Below are 16,481 nucleotides of genomic sequence, written 5' to 3' on the forward strand. Positions count from 1 at the left end.
AATGGGTGATGAAAAACGTACGTTCAAGAAAAAAGATATGCCGATCAGGCGGTTACACGATAATGACGAGGAGATGGACCAGGCAGAAATGGGTGGCGAGTTTGCTGACCTTTTCCAGGACAGTCTGAGGCAGCCGCAGAGCGGCGAAGTCGTCAAGGCGGTCGTGGTTCAGATCGAGCAGGACGTGGTGCTGGTTGACGTCGGCTACAAGTCGGAAGGTGCCATCCGCATCGCCGAGTTCATCGACGAGAACGGCGAACTGACCGTCAAAGTCGGTGACGAAGTCAACGTTTACTTCGAGCGCGGTGAGAACATCCGCGGCCACATGGTCCTTTCCAAGAAGAAGGCCGATTCCCAGGTTGCCTGGGAAGCCATCGCCGCAGCCGGCGAAGGCGGCGTCATCGAAGGCAAGATCACCGGCAAGGTGAAGGGCGGCATGACCGTAGACGTCGGCGTGGAAGCGTTCCTCCCGGCTTCGCAGGTTGACCTGCGCCCCGGCGGCAACATGGACCGTTTCGTCGGCCAGACCTACCAGTTCCGCATCCTGAAGCTGAACAGAAAGCGTGGCAACCTGGTGCTGTCCCGCCGCGTGCTGCTCGAGGAAGAGCGTGACAAGGCAAGGACCGAGACCCTGTCCACCCTGAAGGAAGGCGACATCGTCAACGGCGTAGTGAAGAACATCGCCGAGTACGGCGCGTTCGTCGACCTGGGCGGCGTAGACGGCCTGCTGCACGTCACCGACATGTCCTGGGGCCGTCTTGGCCACCCGTCCGAAATGGTCAAGGTGGGCGACACCCTGAAGGTCATGGTCCTCAAGTACGACCGCGAGAAAGGGAAGATCTCCCTGGGCCTCAAGCAGACCGTGCCCGATCCGTGGCTCAACGTTGCTGACCGTTACCAGGAAGGCGAGCGCGTGAGCGGCAAGGTCGTCAGCCTCACCGATTACGGCGCATTCATCTCCCTCGAGGACGGCATCGAAGGCCTGGTGCATGTCTCCGAGATGTCCTGGACCCGTCGCGTGCGTCACCCGTCGGAAATCCTCAAGGTTGGTGAGGAAGTCGAGGCGGTGATCCTGGGCGTGGATCCGGGCAATCGCAGGATCTCCCTGGGCCTCAAGCAGACCGAGGTCAACCCCTGGACCGTGATCGGCGAGCGTTACCCGGTCGGCACCAAGATCGAAGGGCAGATCAAGAACATCACCGACTTCGGCGTCTTCATCGGCATCGAGGACGGCATCGACGGCCTGGTCCACGTCTCCGACATCTCCTGGACCCGCCGCGTCAAGCACCCGGGCGAGCTGTTCAGCAAGGGCCAGACCGTGCAGGCCGTAGTTCTCAACATCGACGTCGAGAACGAGCGCCTCTCCCTGGGCATCAAGCAGCTGGTTCCGGATCCGTGGGAAGAGATCCCCAGGAAGTACAAGCCGGGCTCCAAGGTCAACGGCAAGGTGACCTCCGTGACCGACTTCGGCATCTTCGTCGAGATCGAGGAAGGGATCGAAGGTCTGATCCACGTCTCCGAGATTTCCTACGAGAAGGTCGCTTCTCCGAAGGACTTCGCCAACGTGGGCGACGAGCTCGAGGCAGTTGTCCTGAACGTGGACATGGTCGAGAAGAAGATCGCCCTCTCCATCAAGGCGCTGCAGACCGCAATGGAGAAAGCCGAGATGGCTTCCTACATGGGTAGCCAGGGTGAGGCAACCTCCAGCTTCGGCGATCTCCTCAAAGAGAAGCTGAAGAAGAGCACTGAAGAATAAACCAGTCACTTCGCCGACTGAGTAATCTTATAGGTTCATATTGAGGTGTTTAAATGACTAAGAGCGAACTGATCGACAAACTGGTTGAAGTACGCGGTGCTCTGACCCGCAAGGATTCCGAGGCGGTAGTCTCCATGGTGTTCGACGCCATGAGCGAGGCTCTCACCAACGGTGACAAGGTCGAGATCCGCGGCTTTGGCAGCTTCACCATCCGTGACCGCGAGCCGCGCGAGGCGAGGAACCCGAAGAGCGGCGAAATCGTCAGCATCCCGAGCAAGAAGACCCCGTTCTTCAAGACCGGGAAGGACCTGCGGGAGCGCGTGAACAACCTGTAGCAGCAATTACCGACGGGATCGGCCCGGATGGCGGAATTGGTAGACGCAACGGACTTAAAATCCGTCGGCCTCACAGCCGTGCCGGTTCGACCCCGGCTCCGGGCACCAGCGGTAAGTACAATAGAATAGCATGCAACCCAAAAGCCCTGAGAAATCAGGGCTTTTTCTGTTTTTGGACTAGCTTAGGTCCAGCGCAATCTGCTGCAAGATTCTTTTTTTAGGTATATGCTTGGGGGTATGGTGGTTGGGACATTACTAGCGTATACCGAAAAAGGAGGTGTACCCAAATGCCGAAGAGAATCCCGCCGTTAACCGACCTGCAGGTGAGTAAGGCAAAGGCTCAGGGGAAACAGGTAACGCTCTTTGATGGGGGCGGCCTGTTCGTCTTGGTCACCTTGACAGGAAGCAAGTTGTGGCGCTTCAAGTACCGTTTCGGAGGGAAGGAGAAGCTGCTTTCGCTGGGGAGTTACCCTGAGGTTTCTATTGCCGATGCGCGGGGCAAAAGAACCTCTTTCCGCAAACTGTTATCCGAAGGGGTTGATCCTGGCGAGGTGAAGAAAGCAGAAAAGTTGGAGAAGATCGCTCAAGTCAGGAACGCCTTTGAAACCGTGGCGAGAGATTGGCACGCCAGGTTCAAATCGCAGTGGTCGGAGAAGCACGCCGAACAGATATTGCGGCGCCTGGAGCAGGACGTTTTTCCGTGGATCGGAGCCAGGCCGATCGGGGAAATCAAGGCACCCGAGTTGCTGACTGTCCTGCGCCGGATCGAGGCTCGCTCGTTGGAAACAGCCTTCAGGGTCAAGATCGCCTGCGGCCAAGTATTCCGCTATGCGGTAGCCGAGGGGCGCGCCGACCGAGATCCGGTGGCGGACCTGAAAGGGGCGCTGCCACCGGTGAAAAACAAAAATTTCGCAGCTCCTACCGACCCCACAGATGTGGCCTCGCTTCTGCGTGCCATAGACGATTACAAGGGGTCCTACGTCGTCAAATGTGCCATGCAACTGGCCCCCTTGCTCTTTGTCCGTCCCGGGGAGTTGCGCCACGCCGAATGGTCCGAAATCGATCTCGAGGCCGCCGAGTGGAATATTCCGGGGGCGAAGATGAAGATGGGTGTGCCGCACCTGGTTCCGTTGCCGAAACAGGCTGTGCAGATCTTGAGGGGGCTGCATTTACTCACCGGACATGACAAGTATGTGTTTCCATGTATGCGCTCTACCCACCGTTGCATGTCCGAGAATGCGGTCAACGCAGGACTGCGCCGCCTCGGGTTTGAGAAGTCCGAGATCACCGGGCACGGGTTCCGCGCCATGGCCCGAACCATCCTGGACGAGGTGCTGCAGGTCCGTCCCGAGTTGATCGAACACCAGCTGGCCCACCAGGTGCGAGACCCGCTGGGGCGCGCCTACAACCGGACCACCCACCTTGCCGAAAGGCGCAAGATGATGCAGACCTGGGCCGACTACCTGGACGGCTTGAAAGCGGGAGCAATGGTGCTGCCGCTCAAGAGGGTGACCTAGATTGGAGGGCGTATGAGGGGGCCGGATCCCGCTTCCATGAAGCTCGTCGATCCGGCCCGTTCTCGGTCGCTTACCCGCGCCACCGTCATTTTGCAAGGGCGGCGTGCCGGTCCAGGAGGTCCCGAATTACCTGTACCGGCCAGGCTGCAATCCGCTCCGAGAGCTTGACCGGCTTTGGATAGATTCCCTTCTTGATGCCGGCATACCAGCCGGCGCGGCTGATAGGAAAGAGTGGGATGATGGCAGGTCTGGCCATCTTTGGCCCCCGCCCCGTCTTCCTGTTTGCTGCCGCCTGTTCCTCGGTTACTTCCCTTTGCCCGATGATCTGGTGGAGTCTCACGTACCCGTCACCGGGCAACTCGTTCCTGGCGTTCATGGCGACCTCCTCTGTTTCCCCCTCGTTTGACGGGGAGGCAGCGGCTGTTTCCCGTGCCATGTAGAAACTAGCTTAGAGTGTGCCAATCTTAAATATTTATAATTATTGAAGCTGCCAATGCGTCTGTCTCCAATCTGCCCCGAGAAAGTACATGCCCTGTTCAAAGCAGGTACACGATACCTGAGAACGGTACGGGTTTACATGGTTCGCGAATGGTGAATAAAAAATGCTGCATGAACCTCAAACATCAAGGCAGCGTCATCCTGCTTAAAATCGCTACGCCTTTGGCAAGAGTGGGGAATTCATGTAGGGCCGGTTCGGAAGGGGGACGAAGCTGCGTGAGCAGGGTCATACCCCTCAGAACGGGCTGGGACCGCCTCGCTACCTGTTCCGCGATAGAAATGAAGTCCAGCCTGAAACCGGTTGTTCCCGCTTCGAAAGAGCCTCCCTGAGTCCCGCCAGCTGCCCGCAAAGCTCTCCCAGAATCAGCCCCATTTCTTCCAGGCGAAACTCCACCATCGACTCCGGCGCGGCCTTGGGCGGAGGGGACTCCTGCACCGTTTTGGCGAGCTTTTCCACCGTTGCCGAGAGCGCGGCAATCCGCTCCGAGAGCCCGCAAACCTGCCCGAACGTGGCGGGAGTTCCGGAGAGGTTTGCGGGGAAAAGCCGGTCCCGGATCAGCTCCGAAACGCTCACCCCCGCCTCCTCGGCCTGGCGCCGTAAAAGCTCCTTTTCTTCCTCTGAAAGCCGTAGCGAGATCCTGTCCATAGACCGTCCGACACGCTCTTTTTTTGTGCTACGCCGTGCTACATTCTGGCCCCAGCCGGTCCGGTAGCCATTCCGCAGGGTTAAGTCACTTTTCAAAGATGCCTGGCCCCACCGTGGCGCCACGCGGTACCGTGAAACTACCTGGAAAGACAAGGCTTGCCGATGTCTGACATTTTAGCCCCCGTGAGGGGGCTGCATGAGGTGTGAAAGAAAACGTCAGCCAAGCGGAGCGAGGCCCGCCGTGCAGTTTACCACCGGCACCAACGACATGCGAAACCGGCTTTGCGAGGCACGAAAAATCATTCCCCGAACCCGCGTCCGAACCCCTTGGGACCCTTGAGCTCGAGCTCGCGTCCCGGACCCTTCTGGACCGGTGCGATCTCCCGACCCGGCAGCGGGATGTTGAGAGGCCGCGACATGGCTGCGAGATCCTTCTCCGCCTTCCTTTGAGTGACGGCCGCCTCGGGTCCGCGCACCGCCCGCTCCATCTCCGTGACCTTCTCCGCGAACTGCCGAACCGATGCGTGAAGCGGACCCTCCTTTGCCGCGATCTTGTCGCTGTAGCTCCCCCTGTTCAAGGTGGTGGTCTTCTCGTCCACCATCTCCACCGAGCGGGAAAGTCCCTCGACCCAGTTGGTGAAGACACGGGTGCCGAACTGGGCGCGGGTCAAGGAGACGTTGAGGGCGTTGAAGCTTGCCCTGCCGTACTCCACTTCCGACGCCGGAACATCGAACCGTGGCGTGAGGGTCTGCTTCGGAGGGGGAACCGGGGCGTACAGGATCGAGTGCTCCACCGTGCTCCCCTGGCTCTTGTGCACCGTGACCGCGTAGCCGTGATCCAGGTGCCGGTAACGGGTGAGGTCGATCGCTGCCTTGCGGTCTCCGAGGTCGACCACCGCGCGTCCCTTTGAGTCCAACTCCCTGACCACCCCCATGGCACCGTTTTGCAGATCCAGCTTGGTGTCGTTTTTCAGGAGCACGACGCGGTCCCCCACGGAGAAGTTCCGCTCCTCCTCCCGGTACAGCCTGGTCTTACCCGCCATTTCTGCGGCGGAGAATTCCTTGGTAACCGTGCGTGACAGTTCCCGCCCGTCCCGCTTCCTGGTGTGGAAGGAGTAGGTCACCTGGACCATGTTCCGCTCCCGGTCGAGCCCGGTCACCTGCGCCTCGGTATTGAGCCGCGTCCCCCAGCGCTCCATCTGGCCGTCCGTGCGTCTCGTCCCGGTAAACTGCACCGTGTCCCCGACCTGGAACCCTTCCACCGTCACCCCCTGGCGCACCGGGACCAGCACCGCGAACGGTTTTCCCTCCAGGATCTCGCCCGACGCGACACGTGCCTGCCGGATCTCCCGGTTCAGTTCCCTGCGCGCCGCGTTGGTCACGGTCAGAAGGAGCACCTGCTGCGGTTGCCCGGCTTCCTCGCGCTCGGGTAGATGGGAGGGCTTGCGGCTCTCTGCCAGGTAATGCTCCACCACCGCCTTGCGTAGCTCCTGCGGGTCGGCGATCTCCACCATCTCGCGCCTCTTTGCCAGCCCCCTGAGCGCCTCCTGCGCGTTCACGGCTAAGAGGCGGTCCTCGCGGTTCAGCCCGCGCGCGATCTCCAAAAGCCCCGGGTCCCGCTGCCGCAAGATGTCGGTCAGGTGCGCGTAGTCGATCTCGCCTCTCTCCCCGAGCTCCCTGAGCGGTACGAGCAGGTTCCCCGCCTGGACACCCTGCATCTGCTTAGAGTCACCCAGAAGGTGCAGCTTCACCCGGGCACCGCTTTGTTGCAGCTTCTCCACCACGTCGAGAAGCCGCTCGGTCTGCCTCGCTCCCAAAAAGCCCGCCTCGTCCACGCGAATCACCACCTGGGTCCCAGGCTCCGTGGGGATGAAAATTTTTTCACCCCTTACCACTACCATGGGCGGCTCCCCGTTTTGCCTCTGTAGGTCAAATTTGGAAGCCGGGTTGGCGTTTTCGAAGCTGTGGATGGTGCAGGCGGGTCTGCCGGTGGCAAGGGCGAGTTCCCGGGCAGCCTTGCCGGTGTAGGCGAGGTTGATGGAGAGGTGCTCCTCCCCGTAGGGGCGCAGCACCTGGTCGTTGAAGCGCTCCACCAACTGCAAGGTCGTAGTCTTCGCGGCCCCAGGATCGCCCAGGGTATAGGTGATCCCGCGCTTCCCGGTCAACTCGTTGAATACCTCGGCTTTCTGCCCGGCCGTATACGTCCGGCCCTCGTCTTCTGCCGCCCGCTCCAGGAGCCAGTTGACGCTCGTGGGGGAGGCGGTGCTCTCAAAGGAGGGGAGGGCCCTGATCCGCTCCAGGTTTCGGGCCTCGAGCTCCAGCATCTCTTTCGTGCTGCAGAACTCCCTGCCGAACGGGTCATTGCCGACCTTGAATACGCCCTCCGTCCCGCCGTCGATGCCGGCATTCAACTCGGGAAGCGAATGCTCCCCCCCCGAGATGCGCACCGCCTGGTCCAGAAGCCGGGCCCGGTCGATCACCGCCTCCCGGTCGGTCAGGTCCCTGACCGCCAGCTCCACCACCCTGTTGGGAGCGGTTGGCTCGTGCAGCACGGCGAGTCCGTGCTCCCGCTCCATGCCGAGCCGGACCCCGTCCATCGAGGCGCCGCAGGCCTCGAAGCCCCTCTCGAAGTAACGGGTCAGCTCGTCCTTCGTGAGGGTGCGTTTCGAGTCCCTGGTCTCCAGCGCCGCCATCTCGTAAAGCCGGGCATGGGGCACTCCGGTAAAAAGCCCTTCAGCCTGCCACTTCTCCACCTGATGGTCGATTTGCTTGCGCCTGTTGGAGAAGTGGTCGACGAGCGCGGGATCCATGCCTTTCAACTCGATGTACATCTCCGAGCGGTCCATCACCGTCACCTGGAACCCGCGCTGGGTGAGTTCGTGGGAGAGCGCCTGCCGGTACAGGCGCCCGAGGAGTTTCTGGTCCTCGAACACCAGGTTGGTCGTGTTGGCCCTGAAGCTCCCGTCCGGAGTCTTAACCGCGTTCACCAAGAAGACGTGCGAGTGCAGTTGCGGGTCTATGCTGCGCGAGGTGGCGTGGTCGAATTTGGCCGCCACCATCTCCCCTGGATGGGCGCTCTTCGCGTGCCGGTAGTGGCAGTAGTGTCGCTCCATGTGATCGAGCACGGAAAGCACCGCCGCGTCGTGGGCTTCCTTCATCCCCTCGACCCCGGCGACGTAGGCGATGGAAACCGACTTGGGAGCGGAGAAGGTGGCGTCGTTCCCTGCCCGCCGTACCTCCATGACCTCCGCTGTCTTCGGGTCGCGACCATGCCCCGCCGCAACCAGCTGTCCACCGTCCGGCGCCTCACCCCTGCACAGGGCACGGAATTCTTCCGATCCGACCGGACCGGTGAGTCCCAGCGCCTCGGCCCCCTTGCCGCACCACAGGCTGCTTCCTGGCTCATCGGCTCCCCCCAGGTAGTAGTCCTCCCTGGAGAAGTAACCTCCCGCGTGCCCGGCTGTCATCTTTCTTGATAAAGTCATCATAGAGTGCCCCCCGTCGCCATTTCCCGCTGCGGTTACAGGTCGAGTGGGCTACGCGGCTCCTTGACCGTTCTCACCGGTACACAATGTGTATAGATCATCGTTGTCCTTAGGCTTGCATGCCCCAGAAGCTTCTGGATGACACGGATGTCATAGTTTGCCTGCAGCAGATGGGTGGCGAAGGAGTGACGGAAGGTGTGCGCGGTGACACGCTTGTTGATCCTGGCGCTGCACACCGCGTGGTACAAGGCTTCCTGGAGCTGGCTCTCGTGGATGTGATAGCGGCGGTACTCACTTGAACCGGAGACCAGGGTGAGGGACGGCTGCGGGAAGAACCACTGGTGGCGGAACTCCCTGGCAGCCTTCGGGAACTTCCGTTCCAGCGCGTCGTCCAGAAAAACCCCGTGGTACCCGGCAGCCAGATCCGCTTCATGCTGTCTCGCCACCGTTTCGATCTGTGCCCTGAGCGCGGGCAGCAGGGTCTGCGGCAGCGGGACGGTTCGATCCTTCTTGCCTTTGCCGTGCACGGTGAGAAGCCCCGCGTCGAAGTTGAAGTCGCCGATCCTGAGCTGCAGCCCCTCGAAAAGTCTAAGGCCGCAGCCGAACAAAAGACCCACCACGAGCCGGTAAGGTGGCGGGAGCTCATCAAGGATGGCGTCGATCTCGGCCCTGGAAAGCACCGTCGGCACATAAAGGGACTTCTTGGCTCGGGGGACGCCGCGCAACTCGCCGAACTCCCGTTTCAGGGCATGACGGTAGAGAAACAAAAGGGAGTTGAAGGCCTGGTTCTGGGTGGACGCCGCAACGTGGCACGTCACGGCAAGGTGGGTGAGGTATTCCTTCACGTCCTCCGTTGTCAACTCCCCCGGGGGCTTATTTTTCACGAAGCGTTGGAAGTGACGTGTCCAGGTGGCATAAGCCTTCAGGGTCTTTCGTGAATAGTGGCGCACCTTGATCTCGCCGGCTAGTTTTGACAGGACGTCGTCCCATTCCGGCGATTGCGAGGAAACCTGGTACCCCGCCTCACAGAACTGGGAGACGCGGCCGGGATAAACGGGGGGGCAGGGCTTTCGTTCGGAAGTCTGCTGTGGCATGCTCGACGGTGGGGCGGCTTCGTCGGGTGCCAGGAATATCCTGGCATAAAGGGAAACGGCATGGGCGGCCTGATCCCTGCGTTTCTGTGGCTGCCTTTTCTCGCCGAGCTTAGCCAGGAAGCGCCCGAGCCTCAGAGGCTCGGGGCCCTCGACGGCGTATTTATCACAGAAATCGAGATAATAGCGGAGCCACATGATGAAGTAGGGGCGTTCCTCGTCCGGTATCCCGTGCTTCTCGAGGACGACTGCATACCGCTGGACGAGCTGCTCTGGCAACTGTATCATATGCGCCTCCGTTTGAGCCCTTCACAGATTATGGCTCTGCGGTAATCTTTCAAGGCCTTAAGAAAAAAAATACATTGATAGCGGCTAACGGCGCATGCTAACCTGCTGCAGCGCCATGGGGCCTTCAGGCCGGAGGTGCCTATGTTGAGGGACATGAAGACGCAGGCCCACCTGAAACCGGGGCAAAAGGGGACCAAGCGGCTGGTCGCCAAGTACGGCCAGGCACTGCTTTGTGTGCGTTACCGTTACGACAGGGTTCGCGGCGTACGTCTTAAGACGGTCGAACTCGTTCTGGAGGAAAAGGCCTGGCCGGTGCCACCCCGGCACGGCGATACGGCCGTTGTCGCCTTGCAGGTCGCCTACACGGAAAGGGCTTTGCGCGAAAAGCTGAAGGCTGCAGGGGCGAGGTGGGACCCCGTGGAGAAGGTGTGGCGTGTGCCGTTCAGTTCCATTCAGGGTACGGAGCTGGAGGCGAGGGTGCTGAAGGATTAGCAACTCCAATGAGGAGCCTTCGGCACTCGTTCTAATACTGTTGTTTCTTATATAGGTAACCAAGATTGGCTACCTGTATAGGTAGCAAGTTTCCTTTATAGGTAACCAGCTTCCTGTATAGGTAACTTCTCTAACCGCTCAATAACAAATGTTGGTCGCAAAGGAGGAATTGGATGGGATCTCACTACAGTGCTTTAATTATGATGGATTTCCCGAAGGACATCGACACATCAGGCATTATCGGACGGCTGACAAATCAAGAAACAGAGGTTGCTTTTGAGGGGACATATAATCCCGCAATGCTCTTGGATACCGGGACTGTCGCAGTCTGTAACTTCAAGAATATGTTGTTTATGCAAGGTGAGGTACTTTTCGGAAGAGATAACGAAGCAGAATTTCAGGAACACCTTAAGGAATTATCTACAGGAGGGAGGCTCTTCCACTGGACTGTTGAAGACACCTCTGGCACCCTTGCTTTTGACTATGTCGAGAACGGCTCGGTAAAGCGAAGTTGGTGGTCGTGCGTTCCTCGGGTCAATTTAAATGCAGGTAATCCTTTACCTAATGAACCACCTGGAAAATTCGGAAGTGATTTAGGGGATGAGGATGTAGAAGAGTGGGATATTGTGACTGTTGCTGAAGGGTTTGGTTTTATCTGGGACGAACTTGAAGAGGCCCCCTGCACCATTTATCGGCCAAAGAAAGTTGAGAAGATATCAAACACGGAGACCAGTCAGAAACCGTGGTGGAGATTCTGGTAGTTTAAGAACATCCCCAACAAGACACATGGACGCCGACCGCCCGAAGAAGCTGGGCGGGCGGGTCATGTGCCGAGCCGTTAGCCGAATGCAAGGGCAAATATCGAACTTCATAGGACTCCGGTTTTGCCAACAGTTGGGCTGAAGCCAACTTTAGTGTTGAACTCTACTGCAAAGGGTGTATATTATGGTTGAGCCGCTGAAACCGGGCGAAGCTAGAAAGCTAATCAACTATATCCTGAAAAATGGAGATGTTACCTACTCCCGTCCTCATGCCATAGAGCGCATGGAAGAACGGGAGATGGACACCAGCGACTGCATCAATATCCTTCGCGGCGGGAAAGTGAGGGAAGGCGAGTACGAGAACGGGAGTTGGCGGTACAGAGTTGAGACGCCGAGAATGGCGGTTGTCGTCACTTTCATTGACGAAGACGAACTGATGATCGTGACTGCGTGGAGAGAAAAGAGATGAGATGCCCTATTTGCGACCGCGCCGAACTTACCGAATCCGTTGAGAACTACCATTATCGCGAATGTGGTCTTGATAACATAACGCTGAACGGGATCACTGTCCGCAAGTGCCCCGAGTGTGGCGTTGCCATGCCCAAGATCCGGAACATTGAGGGGTTGCATGATTGCATAGCGAAGTTCCTTGTGAAGAAGGAAGAGCGGCTTTTGCCGGCGGAGATCGTGTTCCTCCGTAAGTCCCTTGGCTGGTCTAGCTCCGACCTCGCCAGGAATCTGCAGATCGACAAGACCCAGGTCAGCAAGTGGGAACATGGGCGGGTCGAGATGAGCAAATCGAATGAATTGCTTTTCCGTGAAATTATCGCGCGTGGGAAAAAGATTGTGGACTACCATCGCGAAGACGCAGCCAGGAAAGAAGCAACCCTTCTTCGGTTGTTTGTGGAAATGGATCAAGGCAGAGAGTGGAAACTGGCGGCCTGATCAAATAAGGTATAAGGTTAAGAAGGGCCAGGGGACGAACCCTGCCTGCTAACGACTGTTTTTAAGTATACGTTTGGGTGTGCTTTTGCTTCTTTCTAAATTATAAAGTAATCATATTGAATATATAGAGCCCTGATGTGGCCCCGGCTCCGGGCACCACGGTAAACCGACAACAAAAAGAAGGGCTATGTTCAACGCATAGCCCTTTTTTCTTTAAAGAATGGGGCGGAGCAGAGGGGACCGGTTCCGTTAGGTGCCTGTCCCTCTAGCGGAACGCTCCTCCCTGCTCAGCCACCGTCTCCAAACACCAAGGGGACAGGCACCTGGCGGAGCCAGTCCCCTCCTTCGGGCATGCTCAAGGGTGGGAGATAAAACAACAAAGCCATCTCCTTACGGTGCACGAGCAGCTATGGACAATGATGTGACGATGTTGGTCAAGGGATGTGACCCGGCTGGATGCCAGGGGCTTTGCTGCTATGACGGCGTCTATCTGCTGCCGGGCGAAGACGAGATGATCCGGGCCGTGGTGGGCCGATACCCGGAGCAGTTCGACGGCCTCCCCGCGGACTACATCGTGGCAGGCTCATGGCCCGACGGCACTTCAGGGCTAAAGACCGCGACCAGGCCTTTTACCTTTACCACCGATGCCTTCCCGTCTCACTTCAACCACACCAAGTGTGTCTTCGCCACCAGTGACCACATGTGCCTGCTCCAGGGGCTTGCGGTGCAACTGGGCGTCCATAAGTGGACCTTCAAGCCGACCGCATGCTGGCTCTTTCCCCTGACCATCAAGGAAGGGGAGCTTGCGCCGCCCCCGCTGCCGGGCGAGCCTGATCCCGATTATGTGGATGAGTCCTATCCCGGCTATGTGACCTTCGTGCCGTGCGGTACGTTCGTCGCCGATGGCACCCCCTGGCAACAGGCATTCGCCGACGAGATCGCCTTTTTCGACGCCATCGATCAACTCCCCCTATGGGCCAACCGCGGGCTGACCTTGGAGGAGATCATCGAGCGCGCCAAGCTATGACCACCCCCGCACGCTGCGCGGGATCAACATCCAGAACAAAGGGGACAACATGTCAAAAGTAACCATTGTGGCAAAACTAACAGCAAAAAGTGACTGCATCGAGGCGGTAAAAACGGAAGTCATCAAGATGCTCGCCCCGACCCGCCAGGAAGAAGGGTGCATCGAGTACCGCCTGCACCAGGACAACGCCGATCCTGCAGTCTTCGTCTTCTTCGAGAACTGGAAAGACCAGGCCGTTTTCGAGCAGCATATGGAAACGGAACATTTCAAGGCTTACGTTGCCGCAGTTAGCGACATGATCACTGACAAGACGGTGCACCGTATGACCGAAGTAGGGTAACTGAGGGGGGGCGTGCGGAGCATGGCCCGTCGGATGTTTGGTACCAAGGCAGGTCTTAGCAACTGAAAAGGCGTCTTCCCTCACGGAGACGCCTTTTATTATTGCGCCCCCGGCACGGCAGGGTCCGTAAGCGCCATAGAATCATCTGTGGTGGCTTGTTCGTGACAAATCCTCCATTGTGACAACTAGTGAGCGTTGTCGGACAATCGCCAGTGGCTCCTGTCGTTCCGGAGGGGTCTCCCGCTGTTCGGGAGGGGGCTCCCGCTGTTCGGGAGGGGGCTCCCGCTGTTCGGGAGGGGGCTCCCGCGGTTCGGGAGGGGGCTCCCGCTGTTCGGGAGGGGGCTCCCGCGGTTCGGGAGGGGTCTCCCGCGGTTCGGGAGGGGTCTCCCGCGGTTCGGGAGGGGGCTCCCGCGGTTCGGGAAGGGGCTCCCGCGGTTCGGGAAGGGTCTCCCGCGGTTCGGGAAGGGTCTCCCGCGGTTCGGGAAGGGTCTCCCGCGGTTCGGGAAGGGTCTCCCGCAGTTCGGGAAGGGTCTCCCGCAGTTCGGGAAGGGTCTCCCGCAGTTCGGGAAGGGGCCGCCGCCGTCCGGGAAGGGTCTCCCGCTAATCGCGAAGGGAGGCTACGATTGCAGATTTCTTCTTGCCAACCTCAGGTAATATCCTATACTACAGCCTGTTGTGTTAAAAATCACCAATACATTGAGGGGGTAGCATGTCAATTAGCTCTGCGTACCGAAAAATGACCGCGCTTGGCCTAATCAATGAGTTGGGTTCAGTCGCTGCGGCCATGGAAAACAACGCTGCTTTTAAAAACGGGGTGCCTCAGGGGGTGAGTAGTGCGGCCACATTGCTCACCGTAAGAGAAAAGCTCAAATACACCCATGAAGCTGCGTCGACACACGATTCGATCAAAATTAAGGAACGGAAGGCAGTTGAAGGCGAAGCAGTGAAGCACCTAGACACGGTGGCAGCTTTCTACAAGTTGGCTGCGGTAAATGATCCGAATGTGCTACTCTACACCGGGTTCACGCCGAACCAACCGCGTAGAGGAGAACTGCCCCCGGTAATTCCGCAGGGGCTTGCCATTTACCAAGGGCCTGTTCTTGGCAGCACTGCTGTCACGGTCAATCCTATTCCGGGGGTGTTGTTATGGGAGCTTCAAGTCGCGGAAGGGGATCTTTCCTCGGAACGGAACTGGCGTCCACACATCTTTACCGTCGGAGACCCGATGATCCTGAACGGACTGACTGTCGAGCGGGAACACGGCTTCCGGGTCAGGGGGCATAACCGCGCCGGGGCGGGGCCGTGGTCGCCGCCGGTGACCTTCACCCCGAAGTAGGGATGAACCGATACTAAAAAGGCGTCCTCCTGGTGCGGGAGGACGCCTTTTTTGAGGTCAACGTATGGGTGCTAAAGCTGTATATATTCTTTGGGGTCGGTGTTTGTGGACATGGTCCAGACGGTGGCCGTTCCCTTCTTCAGCACGTACACGGCCAGTTGCTCGTAACCGACCCTGTCGATCCATGGCTTCAGAAAGTCGCGCTTGGCCACGATCTCCTTTTTCAGGTCCAGATCTTCCAACGCTTCCACGGTGCCGGCAATCCTGACCTGGATCAGGTTTTCGAAGATGCCGTTGCTGAAACAGAGCTCGACCTTCGGGTTCTTGCTCAGTTGGTGGTAAAGATCCTTGATCTTGCCGGTATTGAAGACGATGCCGTTCTCGTCGGCCCTGTATAAGAGCATGCCGCGCACGTGCGGCGTGTCGCCGTCGGCTGTCGCCATGTGAAATATGGGATTGGAATTCAGAAAATTGAGGATCTCCTGCTTGTTCATATAGTCGCTCCTTCACTGCCCGGTGGTGTCGCTGGTCGCTACGACAACGGATATTATACAACAAACCCGATTGCTGCAAGAGTATGGGTTTTGTAAACAATTAGCCTTTGCCAATAAAAATCTTTCCGGGGGTAGTCAGAAAGCGGCAATTGGGTAAAATGGTGGCCTGTAGCGGCTTTCCTGTAGGCACATGGTGCAATCGACTGCAGCACAGGGGTACAGGAGGTTACAGCAATGAAAACAGCCATCGCTCTCCTTGCATTACTGTTTGCCCTGCCGGCTCACGCCCTCGACAAGGACAAGATCTCCCATTTCGGCGGCGGCGCCGTCCTCGGCCTCGCCTCGGACACCATCCTGTATCACGCCACAGACCTGGAGCGGCCCAGGCGTATGGTGGCTGCCACGGGGCTCGCCATGATTCCCGGTTTCGCTATCGAAGTGGCGGACGAGTTTACCGGAACCCACTTCAGTTGGTATGATCTACTTGCCGACGGTCTCGGGGCGGCGACCGGCATGGTTGCCGGTGAGCTCATCAACGGAAAGCTGTGGGTGAAGGCTTCCGCCCGCCAGGTGCAACTGACCGGGCGTTGGTAATGTCGGGGTGGAGCATGAAAGAGGAACGCGACACAGATCGCGCGGAGCGCTGGGTAGCCACCTTCACCTGGGAAGACAGGCTCATCGCCAGATTTTTCCCCCGCTTCTTCAAGCGCTACGCGCCAGAGGAGGTCCAGCGGCAGTGGGAGCTACTCCTGGCCCGCAAGCAGGAACGCCGCAACCGCTAGGTGTCATCGATCCGGCAACGATAAAGGCCAGGCTGCCTGCGCAGCCCGGCCTTAGTCATCATCTTGAGGTAAGCGCCTTTGGCGCTGTTACTTCTGCTCTTTCTGGTCCTTCTTCTCCTTCTTCTCTTTCTTCTCCTTAGGTGGAGCCACTTCCAGTTCGTTGCTCACCTTGACCTTGCCGACCACGCCGATCGCGGCCTTTTCAACCGTCTTCTTCTCGTCTTCGCTCTTCACCGGCCCTTTCAGAATGACGTGCCCGTCCTTGGTGATGATCTTCACGTTGTGAGCGGTGATGGACAGGGACTTGTCTTTTACCACTGCGCGCCGGATCTCCCGGGTGATCTCCCGGTCGGTCTTGTTCTCCTTCTGCTGGTCGGCAGTGGCGCCCTTGTTCTCTTCCTTGTTTTTCTTCGTGTTGTCGGCCTTGGTGGTTTCTGCCTTATCCTGGGCCGCCTGCAGCAGGGGCGGTGCGCCTAAGGCGACGGCGGCAGACAGTGTGGCGGCAAGCAGCAGATTGATCGTTTTCATCGTGGTAGCTTCCTCCTTGAGGTGGTATTCAGGCAACTCGAGATAGTGAATTAGTAAAAATTAATGCAAAGGGGGCGGGATGTCAATACTCAGTACACACAAAGCATCAGAAACAATGTCGTCACTACCTGGCATTCCCTTTTGACTTCTGCAGGAGGTT

Annotated in this window: 19 protein-coding genes and 1 tRNA gene; 14 read left to right on the forward strand and 6 right to left on the reverse strand. The window is 58.7% G+C overall.

All coding sequences use genetic code 11. The features are described 5' to 3' along the window. Position 1: 1 nt before the first annotated feature. The 4 genes from JFN91_RS09675 to JFN91_RS09690 all read left to right on the forward strand — a co-directional run bounded on the left by JFN91_RS09675 (position 2) and on the right by JFN91_RS09690 (position 3,608). The gene (locus JFN91_RS09675) at positions 2–1,756 is read left to right on the forward strand and encodes a 30S ribosomal protein S1 (RefSeq protein ID WP_199389007.1); all 1,755 of its coding nucleotides are present in this window, start codon (positions 2–4) and stop codon (positions 1,754–1,756) included. Positions 1,757–1,809: 53 nt separating this feature from the next. Next, complete coding sequence (locus JFN91_RS09680; protein WP_015721554.1) at positions 1,810–2,091, forward strand: integration host factor subunit beta; 282 nt, start codon at positions 1,810–1,812, stop codon at positions 2,089–2,091. Between the two features lie 21 nt (positions 2,092–2,112). Then, positions 2,113–2,199, forward strand: a tRNA-Leu gene (locus JFN91_RS09685). A 179-nt stretch (positions 2,200–2,378) separates the two neighbouring features. After that, complete coding sequence (locus JFN91_RS09690; protein ID WP_199389008.1) at positions 2,379–3,608, forward strand: tyrosine-type recombinase/integrase; 1,230 nt, start codon at positions 2,379–2,381, stop codon at positions 3,606–3,608. A gap of 85 nt (positions 3,609–3,693) precedes the next feature. On the opposite strand, the gene JFN91_RS09695 is transcribed toward JFN91_RS09690, so the two are convergent. The 4 genes from JFN91_RS09695 to JFN91_RS09710 all read right to left on the reverse strand — a co-directional run bounded on the left by JFN91_RS09695 (position 3,694) and on the right by JFN91_RS09710 (position 9,616). Beyond that, entirely contained in the window at positions 3,694–3,984 is a 291-nt protein-coding gene (locus JFN91_RS09695) for a helix-turn-helix transcriptional regulator (protein ID WP_199389009.1), read from the reverse strand. A gap of 381 nt (positions 3,985–4,365) precedes the next feature. Next, positions 4,366–4,752 (reverse strand): DUF6290 family protein, encoded by a 387-nt coding sequence (locus JFN91_RS09700; protein ID WP_199389010.1) that lies wholly within the window; start codon positions 4,750–4,752, stop codon positions 4,366–4,368. A 299-nt stretch (positions 4,753–5,051) separates the two neighbouring features. Beyond that, positions 5,052–8,240 (reverse strand): MobF family relaxase, encoded by a 3,189-nt coding sequence (gene mobF / locus JFN91_RS09705; RefSeq protein ID WP_199389011.1) that lies wholly within the window; start codon positions 8,238–8,240, stop codon positions 5,052–5,054. Between the two features lie 32 nt (positions 8,241–8,272). Beyond that, positions 8,273–9,616 carry an integron integrase gene (locus tag JFN91_RS09710; RefSeq protein WP_199389012.1) on the reverse strand — a complete coding sequence of 448 codons (1,344 nt, stop codon included), beginning with the start codon at positions 9,614–9,616 and terminating at the stop codon, positions 8,273–8,275. 141 nt (positions 9,617–9,757) lie between these two features. Here JFN91_RS09710 and JFN91_RS09715 point away from each other — a divergent pair, with 141 nt between their 5' ends. The 8 genes from JFN91_RS09715 (at position 9,758) to JFN91_RS09750 (ending at position 14,517) form a co-directional block, all read left to right on the forward strand. Further along, positions 9,758–10,108, forward strand: coding sequence for a hypothetical protein (locus tag JFN91_RS09715; RefSeq protein ID WP_236015073.1), 351 nt, complete (start codon positions 9,758–9,760; stop codon positions 10,106–10,108). A gap of 173 nt (positions 10,109–10,281) precedes the next feature. After that, positions 10,282–10,869 (forward strand): hypothetical protein, encoded by a 588-nt coding sequence (locus JFN91_RS09720; protein WP_199389013.1) that lies wholly within the window; start codon positions 10,282–10,284, stop codon positions 10,867–10,869. Between the two features lie 184 nt (positions 10,870–11,053). Further along, positions 11,054–11,338, forward strand: a complete 285-nt coding sequence (locus tag JFN91_RS09725; RefSeq protein ID WP_199389014.1) for a DUF4258 domain-containing protein — start codon at positions 11,054–11,056, stop codon at positions 11,336–11,338. Continuing rightward, entirely contained in the window at positions 11,335–11,814 is a 480-nt protein-coding gene (locus JFN91_RS09730) for a type II toxin-antitoxin system MqsA family antitoxin (RefSeq protein ID WP_199389015.1), read from the forward strand. The genes JFN91_RS09725 and JFN91_RS09730 overlap by 4 nt, the downstream gene beginning before the upstream one ends. 409 nt (positions 11,815–12,223) lie before the next feature. Further along, positions 12,224–12,841 carry a hypothetical protein gene (locus JFN91_RS09735; RefSeq protein WP_199389016.1) on the forward strand — a complete coding sequence of 206 codons (618 nt, stop codon included), beginning with the start codon at positions 12,224–12,226 and terminating at the stop codon, positions 12,839–12,841. Between the two features lie 49 nt (positions 12,842–12,890). Further along, the gene (locus tag JFN91_RS09740) at positions 12,891–13,181 is read left to right on the forward strand and encodes a putative quinol monooxygenase (RefSeq protein WP_199389017.1); all 291 of its coding nucleotides are present in this window, start codon (positions 12,891–12,893) and stop codon (positions 13,179–13,181) included. A gap of 195 nt (positions 13,182–13,376) precedes the next feature. Next, positions 13,377–13,835 carry a hypothetical protein gene (locus tag JFN91_RS09745; protein ID WP_199389018.1) on the forward strand — a complete coding sequence of 153 codons (459 nt, stop codon included), beginning with the start codon at positions 13,377–13,379 and terminating at the stop codon, positions 13,833–13,835. A 55-nt stretch (positions 13,836–13,890) separates the two neighbouring features. Further along, the gene (locus JFN91_RS09750; protein ID WP_199389019.1) at positions 13,891–14,517 is read left to right on the forward strand and encodes a hypothetical protein; all 627 of its coding nucleotides are present in this window, start codon (positions 13,891–13,893) and stop codon (positions 14,515–14,517) included. A gap of 71 nt (positions 14,518–14,588) precedes the next feature. Here the strand turns inward: JFN91_RS09750 and JFN91_RS09755 are convergent, their stop codons facing one another. After that, positions 14,589–15,011: a pyridoxamine 5'-phosphate oxidase family protein gene (locus tag JFN91_RS09755; RefSeq protein WP_199389020.1), complete on the reverse strand. Its 423-nt coding sequence runs from the start codon at positions 15,009–15,011 to the stop codon at positions 14,589–14,591. Positions 15,012–15,245: 234 nt separating this feature from the next. On the opposite strand from JFN91_RS09755, the gene JFN91_RS09760 reads away from it, so the two are divergent. After that, positions 15,246–15,605 carry a VanZ family protein gene (locus JFN91_RS09760; RefSeq protein ID WP_199389021.1) on the forward strand — a complete coding sequence of 120 codons (360 nt, stop codon included), beginning with the start codon at positions 15,246–15,248 and terminating at the stop codon, positions 15,603–15,605. A 14-nt stretch (positions 15,606–15,619) separates the two neighbouring features. Then, positions 15,620–15,793 carry a hypothetical protein gene (locus JFN91_RS09765; RefSeq protein ID WP_199389022.1) on the forward strand — a complete coding sequence of 58 codons (174 nt, stop codon included), beginning with the start codon at positions 15,620–15,622 and terminating at the stop codon, positions 15,791–15,793. An 87-nt stretch (positions 15,794–15,880) separates the two neighbouring features. Here JFN91_RS09765 and JFN91_RS09770 read toward each other — a convergent pair whose 3' ends face one another. Further along, entirely contained in the window at positions 15,881–16,321 is a 441-nt protein-coding gene (locus JFN91_RS09770) for a BON domain-containing protein (RefSeq protein ID WP_199389023.1), read from the reverse strand. Positions 16,322–16,481: the final 160 nt, after the last annotated feature.

Source organism: Geomonas anaerohicana (genome assembly GCF_016458305.1).
GTDB lineage: Bacteria > Desulfobacterota > Desulfuromonadia > Geobacterales > Geobacteraceae > Geomonas > Geomonas anaerohicana.